14 protein-coding genes are annotated in these 13676 nt (G+C 62.1%); 13 read left to right on the forward strand and 1 reads right to left on the reverse strand.

All coding sequences use genetic code 11. The features are described 5' to 3' along the window. Positions 1 to 4: 4 nt before the first annotated feature. The 12 genes from AB8A38_RS21580 (at position 5) to AB8A38_RS21635 (ending at position 11657) form a co-directional block, all read left to right on the forward strand. Entirely contained in the window at positions 5 to 721 is a 717-nt protein-coding gene (locus tag AB8A38_RS21580; RefSeq protein ID WP_439087340.1) for a Crp/Fnr family transcriptional regulator, read from the forward strand. A 133-nt stretch (positions 722 to 854) separates the two neighbouring features. Further along, complete coding sequence (ccoN, locus tag AB8A38_RS21585) at positions 855 to 2486, forward strand: cytochrome-c oxidase, cbb3-type subunit I (RefSeq protein WP_439088579.1); 1632 nt, start codon at positions 855 to 857, stop codon at positions 2484 to 2486. Between the two features lie 9 nt (positions 2487 to 2495). Beyond that, the gene (gene ccoO / locus AB8A38_RS21590; protein ID WP_439087341.1) at positions 2496 to 3230 is read left to right on the forward strand and encodes a cytochrome-c oxidase, cbb3-type subunit II; all 735 of its coding nucleotides are present in this window, start codon (positions 2496 to 2498) and stop codon (positions 3228 to 3230) included. Between the two features lie 12 nt (positions 3231 to 3242). Continuing rightward, on the forward strand, positions 3243 to 3407 hold the full coding sequence (locus AB8A38_RS21595) for a cbb3-type cytochrome oxidase subunit 3 (protein ID WP_068729582.1): 165 nt from the start codon (positions 3243 to 3245) through the stop codon (positions 3405 to 3407). A 7-nt stretch (positions 3408 to 3414) separates the two neighbouring features. Next, positions 3415 to 4290 carry a cytochrome-c oxidase, cbb3-type subunit III gene (ccoP, locus tag AB8A38_RS21600; protein ID WP_439087342.1) on the forward strand — a complete coding sequence of 292 codons (876 nt, stop codon included), beginning with the start codon at positions 3415 to 3417 and terminating at the stop codon, positions 4288 to 4290. Positions 4291 to 4390: 100 nt separating this feature from the next. Beyond that, on the forward strand, positions 4391 to 5839 hold the full coding sequence (gene ccoG / locus AB8A38_RS21605; RefSeq protein WP_439087343.1) for a cytochrome c oxidase accessory protein CcoG: 1449 nt from the start codon (positions 4391 to 4393) through the stop codon (positions 5837 to 5839). 11 nt (positions 5840 to 5850) lie between these two features. After that, entirely contained in the window at positions 5851 to 6354 is a 504-nt protein-coding gene (locus AB8A38_RS21610) for a FixH family protein (RefSeq protein ID WP_439087344.1), read from the forward strand. A gap of 9 nt (positions 6355 to 6363) precedes the next feature. Next, the gene (gene ccoS / locus AB8A38_RS21615; RefSeq protein ID WP_439087345.1) at positions 6364 to 6534 is read left to right on the forward strand and encodes a cbb3-type cytochrome oxidase assembly protein CcoS; all 171 of its coding nucleotides are present in this window, start codon (positions 6364 to 6366) and stop codon (positions 6532 to 6534) included. 203 nt (positions 6535 to 6737) lie between these two features. Beyond that, entirely contained in the window at positions 6738 to 8321 is a 1584-nt protein-coding gene (locus AB8A38_RS21620; protein WP_439087346.1) for a GMC family oxidoreductase, read from the forward strand. A gap of 43 nt (positions 8322 to 8364) precedes the next feature. Then, entirely contained in the window at positions 8365 to 9528 is a 1164-nt protein-coding gene (locus AB8A38_RS21625; RefSeq protein WP_439087347.1) for a M20 family metallopeptidase, read from the forward strand. A gap of 81 nt (positions 9529 to 9609) precedes the next feature. Then, positions 9610 to 11325, forward strand: coding sequence for an FAD-binding protein (locus tag AB8A38_RS21630; protein WP_439087348.1), 1716 nt, complete (start codon positions 9610 to 9612; stop codon positions 11323 to 11325). Continuing rightward, the gene (locus AB8A38_RS21635) at positions 11322 to 11657 is read left to right on the forward strand and encodes a 2Fe-2S iron-sulfur cluster-binding protein (RefSeq protein ID WP_439087349.1); all 336 of its coding nucleotides are present in this window, start codon (positions 11322 to 11324) and stop codon (positions 11655 to 11657) included. Before AB8A38_RS21630 ends, AB8A38_RS21635 begins: the two co-directional genes overlap by 4 nt. 77 nt (positions 11658 to 11734) lie before the next feature. Here AB8A38_RS21635 and AB8A38_RS21640 read toward each other — a convergent pair whose 3' ends face one another. After that, complete coding sequence (locus tag AB8A38_RS21640) at positions 11735 to 12229, reverse strand: MarR family winged helix-turn-helix transcriptional regulator (protein ID WP_315839594.1); 495 nt, start codon at positions 12227 to 12229, stop codon at positions 11735 to 11737. A 165-nt stretch (positions 12230 to 12394) separates the two neighbouring features. Here AB8A38_RS21640 and AB8A38_RS21645 point away from each other — a divergent pair, with 165 nt between their 5' ends. Beyond that, complete coding sequence (locus AB8A38_RS21645; protein ID WP_439087350.1) at positions 12395 to 13672, forward strand: amidohydrolase/deacetylase family metallohydrolase; 1278 nt, start codon at positions 12395 to 12397, stop codon at positions 13670 to 13672. Positions 13673 to 13676 lie beyond the last annotated feature (4 nt).

Below are 13676 nucleotides of genomic sequence, written 5' to 3' on the forward strand. Positions count from 1 at the left end.
CGGGATGCGCATGACAAAGCTGATGGCTGCATCGTCGTTCGCTGCGCCTTGTGCGAATGCTACTGCGCAGCCGGGCGGCTTCCTGTCTCATCTGGGTGCCGCCGATCTGCGCCAGTTGATGGGCCTGGGCGAGCGGGTGCCCTACACTTCGCAGGATGTTCTGTTCACGCAGGGAGCGCCGGCCGGCAAGTGCTTCAGCGTGGTCGAGGGTGTGCTCGGCATCTACAGGACCGAATGCGGTAATCGTCGCCAGATCATAAGTTTTGCGCTGCCGGGCGACGTCCTCGAGATCGCAACGCAGGGGCATCATGAAGTGTCCGCCGCTGCAATCGGTCCTGCAGTGGTGTGGGAAATCCCGCGTGACAAATTCGCGCAATTCGCCAGTCACCGGCCTTATGTGCTGAACGAGATCGTCGCGCTGATGGCGGCCGAGATCGCCGACGCGCATGACAAGATGTTCTCGCTGGGCCGCCGCGTGGCTGAAGAGAAACTAATTGTGTTTCTGACAAGCTGGCGTGACCGGCTGGTACGGCTCGGCCGCGATGTCGATCCGCTTCCGGTGCCGATGAGCCGGCGCGATATCGCCGATCATCTCGGCCTCACCGTCGAGACGGTGTGCCGGACGCTGGCCAAGCTCGAACGTCGCGGCGCAATCGAGATTCTGCCGGGCCGCATTCGGTTGCTGGACACCGATTCCGTCGTGGCTCCCGCTCTCGCCTGACGACTCGCGCAGCGAGCACGCGAGCTTCCCCCGACTTTGATTTCAATCAATTCACTGAGCGCGCCGCCGTGATTGATGGGTGCGTGCTCGGGAAAGAATCATCATGACGAACCAGACTGACAGCGTGAAGTGGATGACGATCGGTGAGGCCGGTCTGAGCGTGATCCTCGCAGCCACCGTATTTCTCTCCATCATCGCAGCAGCCAAGGCGGAAGATGCGGCCTATGCCTTCCACGTGACGCTGGCCGGCTTCGCCAGCCTGGCCTCCGTGTTCGTCATCCTCAATCGCTATTTCGAGCGCGGCGCATTGCCGCCGCAGGAAATCGACGGGCGGCCGAATTACAATTTCGAGCCGATCAAGTTTGCGACTGCGGCCTCGGTGTTTTGGGGCATCGCCGGCTTCACGGTGGGGCTGCTGATCGCCATGCAGCTCGCCTGGCCTGATCTGAACTTCAATCTGCCCTGGACGAGCTTCGGCCGGCTGCGGCCGTTGCATACGTCGGCGGTGGTGTTCGCCTTCGGCGGCAACGTGCTGATCGCGACGTCCTTCTTCGTGGTGCAGAAGACCTGCCGCACACGGCTCGCCGGCGATCTCGCGCCATGGTTCGTGGTGCTGGGCTACAACTTCTTCATCGTCATTGCCGGCACCGGCTATCTGCTCGGCGTCACGCAATCCAAGGAATACGCCGAACCGGAATGGTATGCCGATCTGTGGCTGACCATCGTCTGGGTGACTTATCTGATGGTGTTCCTGATGACGCTCGTGAAGCGCAAGGAACCGCATATCTTCGTCGCCAACTGGTTCTATCTCGCCTTCATCATCACCATCGCGGTGCTGCATCTCGGCAACAATCCGGCGCTGCCCGTCTCGGTCTTCGGCTCCAAGTCGTATGTCGCCTGGGCCGGCGTGCAGGATGCCATGTTCCAGTGGTGGTACGGCCACAACGCGGTGGGCTTCTTCCTCACCGCCGGCTTCCTCGCCATCATGTATTACTTCATTCCGAAGCGCGCCGAGCGGCCGGTCTATTCCTATCGGCTGTCCATCGTGCACTTCTGGGCGATCATCTTCCTCTATATCTGGGCCGGTCCGCATCACCTGCACTATTCGGCTTTGCCCGACTGGACGCAGACGCTCGGCATGACCTTCTCGATCATGCTGTGGATGCCGTCCTGGGGCGGCATGATCAATGGCCTGATGACGCTGTCCGGCGCATGGGACAAGCTGCGCACCGATCCGGTGCTGCGTATGCTGGTGGTGTCGGTGGCGTTCTACGGCATGGCGACCTTCGAAGGTCCGCTGATGTCCATCAAGGTGGTCAATTCGCTCAGCCACTACACCGACTGGACCATCGGTCACGTGCATTCCGGTGCGCTTGGCTGGGTCGGCTTTGTCTCCTTTGGCGCTCTCTATTGCCTCGTGCCGTGGCTGTGGAATCGCAAGCAGCTCTACAGCCTGAAGCTGGTCGAGTGGCACTTCTGGATCGCGACGCTCGGCATCGTTCTGTACATCTCGGCGATGTGGGTGTCAGGCATTCTGCAGGGTCTGATGTGGCGCGCTTATACGTCGCTGGGCTTCCTCGAATATTCCTTCATCGAGAGCGTCGAAGCGATGCACCCATTTTACATCATCCGCGCTGCGGGCGGCGGGCTGTTCCTGATTGGCGCGCTGATCATGGCCTGGAATTTGTGGATGACCGTGCGCGTTGGCGAGGCGGAAGAGGGCGCGCTATCGAGCCCCGGCGCCACGTTGCAGCCGGCGGAGTGAGGATCAATCATGTCTTTCTGGAGCCGGCACCAAATCTTCGAGAAGAATTCGATCGTCCTGATCGTGGGTATCGTTCTCGTCATCGCCATCGGCGGCATCGTCGAGATCGCGCCTTTGTTCTATCTCAAGAGCACCATCGAGGCGGTCGAGGGGATGCGGCCTTACACGCCGCTCGAGCTGGCAGGGCGCAACGTCTATGTCCGCGAGGGCTGCTATCTCTGCCACTCGCAGATGGTGCGGCCGCTGCGCGACGAGGTCGAACGTTACGGGCATTACTCGCTGGCGGCGGAGAGCATGTACGACCATCCGTTCCAGTGGGGCTCGAAGCGCACCGGGCCCGATCTCGCGCGTGTCGGCGCGAAATATTCCGATGAATGGCACGTCACACATCTGAGCAATCCGCGCGCCATCGTGCCGCAGTCGGTGATGCCGTCCTACAAGTTCCTGGCCGAAGCTCCTGTCAGCGCCGAGAACGTCGCTGATCACCTGCGCACCAACCGTGCGGTGGGTGTGCCCTATACGGATGATCAGATCGCCAATGCGGTGGCCGACCTGAAGACTCAGGCCGATCCTGACAATGGCGATACCGATGCGCTGCTCAAGCGCTATCCGAAATCGGTGGCACGCAACTTCGACGGCAAGCCAGGCCTGCCCACCGAGATGGATGCACTGGTCGCCTATCTGCAGATGCTGGGCACGCTGGTCGATTTCAAACTCTACAACGAAAAAGCAAACCTCCGCTGAGGAGATGGAAGCATGCGCGCAATCCTGACCGTCGAGAACTTCGCGTCGAACCTCGTCCTGACATTCTGGACGCCGGTCTTTGTCGGAATCTTCATCGCAATTCTGACCTACGCATTGTGGCCCCGCAACAAGGCGATGTTTGACGCAGCCGCGCGTCAGCCGTTGCGAGAGGATTGATCAGATCATGAGCGATCACGAAGGCGAATTCGACAAGGCCACTGGCAAGACCACCACAGGTCACTCCTGGGATGGCATCAAGGAACTCAACACGCCACTGCCGCGCTGGTGGGTGATGACCTTCTATCTCACCATCGTGTGGGCGATCGGCTATTGGGTCGTGTATCCGTCCTGGCCGCTAGTGCAGAGCTACGCGACAGGCGTCATGGGCTATTCGTCACGCGCGGACGTCGCTGCCGATCTCGCCAATCTCGAGAAGGTCCGCGGAGGCAAGATGACGGTGCTCGGCGCTGCACCGCTCGCGGAAATCGAGAAGGATCCGGCGCTGCTGGCACTGGGGCGCGCCAGAGGCCGTGTGGTGTTCGGCGACAATTGCGCGCCGTGTCACGGCACTGGTGCGGCCGGTGCCAAGGGCTTCCCCAACCTGAACGATGACGACTGGCTGTGGGGCGGCACGCTGGAGCAGATCCAGAAGACCATCCAGTTCGGCGCGCGTTCCGCCCATGCGGAATCGCATGAAGGATCGATGCTGGCCTTCGGCCGTGACGGTATGTTGAAGAAGCCGGAGATCGAGACGGTTGCGAACTACGTGCGCTCACTGTCGGGATTGCCGACGGCCAAGGGTTACGACGCCAATGCCGGCCAGAAGCTGTTCGCCGACAACTGCGCCTCGTGTCACGGCGACGCCGGCAAGGGAAATCCCGACATAGGGGCGCCGAACCTGACCGACAATATCTGGCTTTACGGTTCGGACGAGACGACCATCGTCGAGACCATCACCAACGGCCGCAACGGCGTGATGCCGGCCTGGATCGGCCGTCTCGATCCGGCGACCATCAAGGCGCTGACGGTCTATGTTCACTCGCTGGGGGGTGGACAATAAGTCATAGCGCGCGCGGGCAATCCCGCGCGTGCCTTTGACGTACATCAATTGCATCGCGCCGGCGAAGTCTAGGGTCATTCCAAAGACGAGAGTGACCTCCATGAACAAGCTTGTTGCGCCAGAGGAATTCGACTACGGCCCGCTCTATGCGGCGCAGAAGAAGGTCTATCCGCAGAAGGTCTCCGGCAGGTATCGCAACGTCAAATGGGCGCTGATGGCGGTCTGCCTTGGCATTTATTATCTGCTGCCCTTCGTGCGTTGGAATCGCGGTCCCGGTGCCCCCGATCAGGCAGTGCTGGTCGATCTGCCGAACAGTCGCTTCTATTTCTTTTTCATCGAGCTGTGGCCGCAGGAAGTGTATTTCTTCACCGGCCTGCTGATCCTTGCAGCCCTCACGCTGTTCTTGATGAATGCCGTCGGCGGCCGTGTCTGGTGCGGCTATCTCTGTCCGCAGACAGTCTGGACCGACCTGTTTTTTGCCGTCGAGCGCCTGATCGAGGGCGATCGCCGCGAGCGGATGAAGAAGGAGGCCGAAGGGTTCACGCTGCAGCGTGTCGTCGAACTGACCATGAAGCATTCGATCTGGCTCCTGATCGCATGGTGGACCGGCGGCGCCTGGGTGCTCTATTTCAACGATGCGCCGACGCTGGTGAGGGAACTCGTGACGTTCCAGGCGCCGGCGCTGGCTTATATCTGGATCGCGATCCTGGCGGCGACGACCTACACACTGGCCGGCTGGATGCGCGAGCAGGTCTGTATCTATATGTGCCCGTGGCCGCGGATCCAGGCGGCGCTGACGGATGAGTGGGCGCTCAACGTCACCTACAAGACCGATCGCGGCGAGCAGCGCACCTCGCTGAAGAAGGCGGCGGAGTTGCGTGCGCTCGACCAGCCCGCAGGCGACTGCATCGACTGCTATCAATGCGTGAACGTCTGCCCGGTTGGCATCGATATCCGTAATGGATTGCAGATGGATTGTATCCAGTGCGGGTTGTGCATCGACGCCTGCGACGGCGTGATGAGCAAGATAGGCCGACCGACGCGGCTGATCGGCTACGACACCGACATCAACATTGCCAGGCGCAAGGCGGGCAAGCCGGAGATTTATCGTATTATCCGGCCGCGTACGGTGGCCTATGTCGGCAAGATTGTCGCTGTCGGTGCGGTGATGCTCTATGCTCTGCTGAACCGCTCGTTGCTCGACATCAACGTGCTGCACGACCGCAATCCGGTCGCCGTGCGCCTCAGCGACGGTTCGATCCGCAATGCCTATACGGTGCGCCTCTTGAACAAGCGTGGCGCCGGCCGTGTGGTCACGCTCGATGTCAACGGGCCGGTCAATGCCACCGTGCATGTGGTGGGCATGGATGCGGTGTCGTCAGGCCGCCCGGAGATCGTGCTTGGACGCGACCAGACTACCGAACTGCGTGTGCTGGTGACGGCTCCCGCGGCGGGCAATTCCGAGAAGTCGATCCCGCTTGTGATGCGGGTCACCGATGCCGCCCATGGTGACATGGCGTCAGCGACCGATCATTTCGTTGCACCGTGAAGGAGAACAGCATGAGCGCCGCCGTTGCCGCACCTCGTCCGATTACCGGCCGGTTCGTCCTGATCTGCCTGGTTTTGTTTTTCGGCATGATCATCGGCGTCAATGTCGTCATGATGAAATTCGCGCTGGAGACGCTGCCGGGTGTCGAGGTGGATAGTCCCTATACAGCGAGCCTTGCTTACGGCAACGAGATCGAGGCCGCGCGCAGCCAGATCAGTCGCGGCTGGAAAGTCAGCGCGCATGTCGAGCGCGATGCTGCAGGTGATGCCGCCGTCCGCGTCGAGGCACGCGACCGCAACGGCAATCCGATCACGGGGCTGACCTTCACTGGGCGGCTGGAGCGGCCGGCGGATCGTCGCGCGGACCGGCCGGTTGAGCTCGTCGGGGCCGGCGGCGGCGTGCTCTATCGCGGCAAGGTCGCCGAACTTGCGCCGGGACTGTGGGATCTGGTGCTTGAGGGCGAGGCCGGCGGACAGCGCATGTTCCTGTCGAAGAACCGCCTCGTGCTGAAATAGGGCCCAACCATGCAGTCCCTTGTCGTCCTCGTGCCGCTGGCGCTCGCGCTCGGGTTGCTTGGCCTGTGGGCCTTCATGTGGTCGCTGAGATCAGGCCAGTTCGACGATCTCGACGGCGCCGGCTGGCGCGCCATTCTCGATGACGATCCGCCTGCGAAGAAGCCCGGCGATCCCCTCTGAGGCGGTTCTTTCCGTTCAATCCATCACCGCTACAACTTGTGGCCATATCTTTCCAGCCGCCATGCCTTTGCCGCGCGTTGCCTCTGCAGCGCGTCTGCTGGCGTCTGCCGCGCACCGGGCGCATAATGGTAGGAACGGATTTTGCACGCGTTCGGCCGGTCAATATCGGCGCAAGGCGCCGCAGCAGAAAGAAATGAAGCACTATGTATGATGTGATCGTCGTCGGCGGTGGATCTGCCGGCGCTGCCGTGGCTGCCAGGCTTTCCGAAAATCCCGCTACGCGTGTGCTGCTGCTGGAAGCCGGGCTCGATTGGCGTGCTGCCGATGCGCCGTGGGAAGTGACCACGGCGAACCCGATCCCGATCATTCACCAGCGCGAATTCCAGGAAAAGTGGCAATGGCCGCAGCTGAATTCGCGTCGCGTCGCGGGGCAAGACCAGCGCTTCTACTGGCGCGGCAAGGGCCTCGGAGGCTCGTCGATGATGAACGGCCAGATCGCGATCCGCGGTGTCGCCGCCGCATTCGACGAATGGGCGTCGCTGGGGTGCACCGGCTGGTCGGCCAGGGAGATCATGCCGCTGTTCTCGGTGATCGAGGACGATCTGGAATTCGGCGACAGGCCCGGCCATGGCCGCGGCGGTCCGCTGCCGGTCTATCGCGCACCGCCCGGGACATGGGGGCCGATCGACAAAGGCTTGCGCGATGCAGCGCTGGCCTCGGGCTATGCGTGGTGCGACGACGTCAATGGGCCGGATGGCGAGGGCGTTGCCTGCTACCCGATCAACAGCCGCGATCTGCGGCGTATCTCCACCAATGAAGCCTATCTTGAGCCGGCGCGCGGTCGCGCCAATCTCGAAATTCGCGGTCATGCGCTGGTCGATCGCGTTGTGATCAAGGACGGTCAGGCGACCGGCGTGATCGTTCACATCGAAGGGCAGGGCACGCAGGAAATCAGCGCGCGCGAGATCGTGCTATGCGGTGGCTCGATCCACAGCCCGGCGATCCTGCTGCGCTCGGGCGTCGGTCCGGCGGACGAGCTGAAGGACATGGGCATCGCCGTGGAATGCGATCTGCCCGTCGGCCAGAATTTCTTCGATCATCCGCTATTCCGTACGACGATCAAGCTGCATGACGATGTCGCGCCGAAAGACAAGGACACTCGCCACACCAATTGCTGTGTGACCTATTCGTCGAGCCTTGCCGAGGGCGGCAAGCGCGACATGATCTTGATCGCGTTCAATCATCGTGGCATCGGCAATCCTGGTGCCATCGGTGCCGGTCTGTTCAACGCCTTCTCGCGCGGCACGCTGAAGCTCGCATCGACCGATGCGTCGATCGACCCGATCGTCGAGGAGAATATGCTGGCTGACCCCCGCGACATGCTGCGGATGGTCGATGCCGTGAAGCGGCTTGCCGTGATCACCACACAGCCGGCGCTGGCGGGCATCGCTGACTGGATCTGCCTCACCGATACCGACATGACGCTGACGCAGGCGGCGGCTCTGCCGACGCGCGAGCTCGAAGCCGTGCTGCGCCGTGATACCGGCGACATCCAGCACGCTGCCGGCACCTGCCGCATGACCGGCTTCAAGGACGCGGGCGGCGTGGTCAATCCGGACGGTACCGTGAAGGGCCTCAAGGGCCTGCGCGTCGCCGATGCGTCGATCATGCCGTCGGATTGCCGCGCCAACACGCACTTCACCACCGTGGTGATCGGCGAAGCCATCGCGCGCATGATGATGCGCAAGTCGAATGTAGCGTCGCCCGCCGTGGCGATGGCGAAGTAAGAACGCGCAGCGCAAGCGCTCAAGAGTGACCGAAGGACAATTCATGTCGAACACCACCGAAACCCGGATCACCGAATGGCTGGCCTCGCAAAAGCAGCCGATGATCGACCTGCTGCGCGACGTCGTGAATATCGATTCCGGCTCCTTCGACAAGCAAGGCGTCGACGCCGTCGGTGCTCGTTTCGAGCAGCACTTCGCCGAGTATGGCATCGAAACCTGGCGCGAGCCCCATGACGTCTATGGCGACGCGGTGCATGGGCTGATCAGCAAGCCGGGCAGCAACGAGAAGCCAATCCTGCTGATGGGCCATCGCGATACCGTGTTTCCGAAAGGCGAAGTCGCCAAGCGTCCCTTCACGATCGAAGGCAATCTTGCCCGTGGGCCGGGTGTGGCCGACATGAAGGCCGGCGTCGTCATCAATGTGTTCGTTGCTGCGGCGCTGAAGAAATTTGATGCGGCGCCATGCCCGATCAAGCTCTTGATTACCGGCGACGAGGAGATCGCATCGCGTTCGTCGCGGCCGATCATCGAGCGCGAGGGTCGTGCGGCACGCACGGTCTATAATTCGGAGCCGGGGCGTCCGACCGGGAATATCACTACCGGCCGCAAGGGCGGCGTGTTCATGCGCTTCGAGGTGTTCGGCAAGGCTGCGCATTCCGGCAATAACTTTGCGGTGGGCATCAGCGCCATCGGCGAGCTCGCGCATAAGATCGTGCAGATTCATGCGCTGACGGACATGGACAAGGGCATCACGCTGAATGTCGGCTTGGTGTCGGGCGGCCAGTCGGTCAACACCACGGCGCCCCATGCGGAAGGCGAGATCGATTTCCGTTACATCGATCCGGCCGATCGTGCGACCATCATGGACGCGATTGAAACGATCATTGCGACGTCGACCGTGCCGGGCACAACGGCAAAGCTGCACATCAACGGCGAATTCCTGCCGCTGGTGCAGGACGCGGCCGCCAAGGCGATGTTCGAAGCCTATCAGGCTGCTGCTGTCGACTCGGGCCTCACCACGCTGACCGGCGAATTTGCAGGCGGCTGTGCGGATTCAGGTTTCACCGCCAGCGTTGGCACGCCGACATTGTGCGGGCTCGGCCCGGTCGGCGGCAATGTCCATACCGATCTGGAGTGGCTGGATATTGAGAGTATCGTTCCGCGTGCACAGACGCTGGCGCGGGCGATCCTGCGCACGGAGATGTGACGGCGGGGATATGGGTGGCATGGTTTTGGCACAGTGATGGTTGCTGACAAAGCTATCGTTTGAAGAGACACTCGCCTGACCATGACATCATCTTCTCCCGTGACCTCGGTTCCCATCCATCTCGAATCCGACGTTCTCGTCATCGGCGCGGGAGGTGCGGGCATGTATGCCGCGCTGGAAGCCGCCAAGAACGGCGCTTCTGTAATCCTTGCCGATCGCAGCCTGATTGGGCGCGGCGGCGCGACCGTCATGGCGCAGATGACGGTGGCGGCGGCGCTCGGCGAGCAGACGTCAGATCACTGGGAACATCACTTCGCCGATACGCTCGCGGCCGGCCGCGGGCTCTGTGATGAGCGCCTTGCTGCGTTGTTGTGTGAAGATGGTCCGCAGCGGCTGCGCGAGATGGATGCGTGGAAGGTCGGCTGGGCGCGCGAGGACGGCCATATCAAACAGGCGCAGGCGCCGGGCCATGATCGGCCGCGCTGCGCCTATGTGGATTTTCTCTCGACGGGCCCCGCGGTGTCGAGGACGCTGCGCACGCAACTGAATAATGCGAACGGCATTCGCCGCATCGGCGATCTCACTATCGTGGACATTGCTCTGCGTGACGGCGAAGCCTGCGGCGCGACGGCCCTGCATCTGCCGACCGGGCAGGCAGTGACGCTCGCGGCGAAGGCCGTGGTGATCGCGACAGGCGGGCTCACCGGTCTCTATCGGCGTAACAGTGCGTCGTCGAATATGGGCGGCGACGGTTATGCACTGGCACTCCGCGCCGGTGCCGAACTGATCGACATGGAATTCGTGCAGTTCTTCCCGATTGGCCATCTCGCGCCGCGCCTCGTTGGCATGGATCCGATCATGTGGGACCCGTTCCGCTACAAGCTCGGCGGCAAGCTGCTCAATTCAGAGATGCGCGAATTCGAAGAGGACTATGCAACGCGGGACAAGCGCAGCGACGGCACCTATGTGCTGACGCGTGATCTCGCCACCTATGCGATCACCAAGGAAGTCGAAGCGGGCCGCGGCAGCCCCGCCGGCGGCGCCTATCTGAGCTTCCAGCATGTGCCTGAGGCCGAGATCCGCAAGGCATTCGGGCCGGTGGTGGACCGCCTCGCCGAAAACGGCATCGATCTGGCGCAACGTCCGGTCGAGGTCGCGCCGATCGCGCATTATCATATGGGCGGCATCCGCGTGGACGAGATGATGCAGACCGGCGTGCCCGGACTGTTCGCTTGCGGTGAAGCGGTCGGCGGTGCCAATGGGGCCAATAGGCTGTCGGGCAATGCGATCACCGAGGCCTTTGTGTTCGGCGCGCGGGCAGGCCGCAGCGCCGCGGAGCGCGCAAATGCGTCGATGTGGTCAGCGGATGCGGCGAAGCCGGCAATCGATCTGTTGCGCAGTGCCAGCAAACGTGACGCGCCAAATCCTGCAGCGGTGATCGTAAAACTGCAGGCCGTGATGGCCGATGATGTCGGTCCGTTCCGCACAGATGCGAAATTGCGCTCGGCGATATCAGCCATCGCGCAATTGAAGGCCGATATCGGCGATACACCGTTCGCGTCAGCGGAAAGCTTCGATCCCGTGCTGGCCGACTGGCTCGACCTGCGCAACATGCTGGCCGTTGCGCAATCCGTCGCTGCCCCCGCGCTCGCACGCACCGAAAGCCGCGGCGCGCATCAGCGCGACGATCATCTCGGTCTGGATGATGCGTGGAGCGTCAACCAGATTGTTGCGATGTCGGATGGCGACATGACCCTGCGCAAAGTGATGCCCGCCACCGGAAAGGCTGCCGCATGAAGGCGACACTCAGCATTCAGCGCGGTGCCTTTGGCGAAGCGTCGCATCAGGACACGTTCGACATTCCCTTCGAGCACGGCCAGTCCATTCTCGATGGCTTGCGTGCCATCAGGCGCAGCATGGATCCCTCGCTGGCGTTTCGCTTCTCCTGCATCAATGCGAATGCGTGCAAGGAATGCATGATGCTGATCGACGGCAAGGTCGATTACGCCTGCACGGTTCGGCTCAAAGAGGGAATGACGACGCTGGCGCCGCTGCCAAAAAAGGCGCTGATCCGCGATCTCGTCACCGAAATCGCACCGCCTGATGAACGGCTGATGCTGCGGTCCTGAATATTGTCTGCCTGCGCCGCGATCAGGCTGATTAATTTATAGCCGTTCTAATCTGGGAAGGGCCGTCTCGGCGACCCTTAATCCGATAGATCAGCGGCTCCGTCGCGGCTGCTGTTCGCTGCGACAATGCGCTGCATCATGGCAATAAACGCAGTTTGTTCCGTCTTGGTGAGGTTGCCGAGCGTGGCGCGGTGCGCCTCGCGTGCGGCGGTCTCGATCTTGTCGAGCAGGGCTGCACCGGCCGGTGTGAGCCGGCAGACGCGGGCGCGGCGGTCGTCGTCGCTGACCGGGCGCTCGACCAGCCTGCGTGCTTCGAGGCGCTTTAGCGCGCCCGTCGTCGTCGTGCGATCCAGAGCAATATCAGCAGCTAAGCTGGTTTGATCGGCCGTTCCGCGCGCCGCCAATGCGGACAGCAGGCTGTATTGCAGTGGCGTCATCTCAAAGGCACTGCAGGCTTCCTGGAACAGCGCGACATGGATCTGGTGTAGCCGTCTGATCAAAAACCCCGGTCGCTGGGCCAGCGGCCAGGGCTTGTGGATGGGCTTGTCACGGCGCGGCTTGGCCTGGGGCAACGCAGTCTCTCCTTGTGTCGGCTACTGCTCGTATGGTGCGAGCGCGTTGAAAAACTACCGCATCGCAATGTTTATGGCACGGACTTTGCTTTTGTAAAATACGAAGTATGCTTCGTATTTTGGCGAACCTCTAAAGAGGGCCCGCCAAAGCGTAAGGAGATCGCCATGTCTGTTACTGCCTCATTCGACCTGCTGCTACGCGGTGGTCGCGTTATCGATCCCGCAGCCGGCATCGACGGCCTCAAGGATGTCGCCATTCGCAACGGCAAGATTGCCGCGGTGCAGTCCGATATTTTGCCAACCAGTGCGAAGGAGGTGATCGACGTCTCAGGCAAGCTGGTGCTGCCGGGCATGATCGATACCCACGCGCATGTCTATCAGTATGTCAGTGGCCGCTTCGGCATGCAGCCCGATATGGTCGGCGTGCAGTCCGGCGTCACTACGCTGATCGATCAGGGTGGTCCGTCCTGCATGACGCTGCCCGGCTTTCGTCATTTCATCGCCGAGCCCGCGAAATCACGCGTTTACGCGTTTTTATCGACCTATCTCGTCGGTGGCCTCGAGGGTCACTTCTATCCCAATCTCTACAGCCCGGATGGCGTCGATATCGATGCGACTGTGAAGTCTGCCGTCGCCAATCGTGACCTTGTGCGCGGCATCAAGGCCCATGCCGAAATTGGCGGCTTCGCGCGCTGGGGCATTCGCGTGATGGAAATGGCAGCGGAGATCGGAAAGCGCGCCGAATTGCCGGTTTATGTGCATTTCGGCCAGCTTTGGGGTCTGCCGGAATCGGGCAACAACGGTGAAGACGTCGATACGATCCTGGAACGTGTGATCCCGCTGCTGAAGGAAGGCGATGTGCTCGCGCATCCGTTCACGCGGCATCCCGGCGGCTTCGTCAATCGCGAGGGCGAGGTGCATCCGGTGATCCAGGCGGCGATCGATCGCGGTCTCAAGATCGATGTCGGTCATGGCAGCCACTTTTCCTATCGCCTCGCCAAGAAGGCGATTGCGGCCGGCATCGTGCCGAATACGCTCGGCGCCGATATCCATGGCTACAACACCGAAGTGCCCGCGCCGGCCGGCACGCCGGACGAGCACGAGGATGACGAGAACCATCCGTTCAAGGGCCAGGCCAAATTCAGCCTGGTGCAGGCGATGAGTTCGATGATTTCGCTCGGCCTCACGCTGGAGCAGGTCGTGCCGATGGTGACGTCCAATCCGGCGAAGATGATCGGGCTGTCCGACAAGATCGGCTCGCTCAAGGTCGGCATGGATGCCGATGTCTCGGTGCTCGTCGAGAAGTCGGGCCGTTACATCCTGCGCGACAACGAGAATACCGACGTGATTGCGAACGGCCTGCTACAGCCGGCGTTCTGCCTGCGCGAAGGCGTCCGCTTCGATCCGATCGCTCCGATCCTGCCTCAAGCCGTCGCGGCCTGAGGTT

Source organism: Tardiphaga sp. 839_C3_N1_4 (assembly GCF_051811045.1).
Taxonomy (GTDB): domain Bacteria; phylum Pseudomonadota; class Alphaproteobacteria; order Rhizobiales; family Xanthobacteraceae; genus Tardiphaga.

What these genes read in the sequence shown, in the direction of transcription:
- AB8A38_RS21645 (WP_439087350.1), top strand. Translation starts at nt 12,395, where the DNA reads ATGTCTGTTACTGCCTCATTCGACCTGCTGCTACGCGGTGGTCGCGTT.
- AB8A38_RS21580 (WP_439087340.1), top strand. Translation starts at nt 5, where the DNA reads ATGCGCATGACAAAGCTGATGGCTGCATCGTCGTTCGCTGCGCCTTGT.
- AB8A38_RS21610 (WP_439087344.1), top strand. Translation starts at nt 5,851, where the DNA reads ATGAGCGCCGCCGTTGCCGCACCTCGTCCGATTACCGGCCGGTTCGTC.
- ccoS (WP_439087345.1), top strand. Translation starts at nt 6,364, where the DNA reads ATGCAGTCCCTTGTCGTCCTCGTGCCGCTGGCGCTCGCGCTCGGGTTG.
- AB8A38_RS21595 (WP_068729582.1), top strand. Translation starts at nt 3,243, where the DNA reads ATGCGCGCAATCCTGACCGTCGAGAACTTCGCGTCGAACCTCGTCCTG.
- AB8A38_RS21620 (WP_439087346.1), top strand. Translation starts at nt 6,738, where the DNA reads ATGTATGATGTGATCGTCGTCGGCGGTGGATCTGCCGGCGCTGCCGTG.
- AB8A38_RS21630 (WP_439087348.1), top strand. Translation starts at nt 9,610, where the DNA reads ATGACATCATCTTCTCCCGTGACCTCGGTTCCCATCCATCTCGAATCC.
- ccoP (WP_439087342.1), top strand. Translation starts at nt 3,415, where the DNA reads ATGAGCGATCACGAAGGCGAATTCGACAAGGCCACTGGCAAGACCACC.
- AB8A38_RS21635 (WP_439087349.1), top strand. Translation starts at nt 11,322, where the DNA reads ATGAAGGCGACACTCAGCATTCAGCGCGGTGCCTTTGGCGAAGCGTCG.
- ccoN (WP_439088579.1), top strand. Translation starts at nt 855, where the DNA reads ATGACGATCGGTGAGGCCGGTCTGAGCGTGATCCTCGCAGCCACCGTA.
- ccoO (WP_439087341.1), top strand. Translation starts at nt 2,496, where the DNA reads ATGTCTTTCTGGAGCCGGCACCAAATCTTCGAGAAGAATTCGATCGTC.
- AB8A38_RS21625 (WP_439087347.1), top strand. Translation starts at nt 8,365, where the DNA reads ATGTCGAACACCACCGAAACCCGGATCACCGAATGGCTGGCCTCGCAA.
- ccoG (WP_439087343.1), top strand. Translation starts at nt 4,391, where the DNA reads ATGAACAAGCTTGTTGCGCCAGAGGAATTCGACTACGGCCCGCTCTAT.